Below are 685 nucleotides of genomic sequence, written 5' to 3' on the forward strand. Positions count from 1 at the left end.
CGGCGCCGTCGCAGCAGTGCTCGTCGCGGCGCTGGCGCTGGCGCTGCGCCGGGCGCGCCGGCCGCTGGCCGCCGTGGCCGGCGTGATCGTGGCGGCGACGGTGTTCTCGGCCGGCGTGCTGTTGTCGCGCGGGCTGTCACCCGACCCCGTTCCGGCGGCGGACGCGCGCGGCGAGGTGCGCGTACTGGCGTTCAACACGCTCTACGACGGCGCCGGCCCGCGGGTGGTCGCTGACCTGGTGACGGCGACCGGCGCCGACGTCGTCGTGCTGCCGGAGACCTCGGCCGCCACGACCGAGCGGGCGGCCGCGCTGGCCGGCGGCGGATTCCAAATCTTCCACCACCAGGTCGACGCCGGCATCACGTCGGCGACGGGGCTGCTCGTGGCGTCGTCGCTGGGGACGTACGGCCGGCCGCGGCCGGACCCGTCCGGCGGGCTCGGATCGTTCACCGTCACGCCGGCGGCGGGGTCCGTCGGCCCGCCGATCACCGCCGTGCACGCCTGGCCGCCCACCGGCGACGCGATGGCCCGCTGGCGCTCCGATACCGCCTGGGCGGTGCGGCGGTGCACGGGCGCCGAGGGCGCGATCGTCGCCGGCGACTTCAACGCGACGCTGGACCACCCGGCGCTGCGGTCGCTCGCCCCGTGCGCCGACGCCGCCGCCGAGCGCGACGCGGCCGCCGCC

1 protein-coding gene is annotated in these 685 nt (G+C 78.8%); it reads left to right on the forward strand.

Features of this window, described 5'->3' with window-relative positions:
• Positions 1-685: endonuclease/exonuclease/phosphatase family protein (locus tag DY240_RS22460; RefSeq protein WP_147375445.1), on the forward strand; the 685-nt coding region annotated here is incomplete at both ends.

Origin of the sequence: Jiangella rhizosphaerae (genome assembly GCF_003579925.1) — a bacterium.
Taxonomy (GTDB): Bacteria; Actinomycetota; Actinomycetes; order Jiangellales; family Jiangellaceae; genus Jiangella; species Jiangella rhizosphaerae.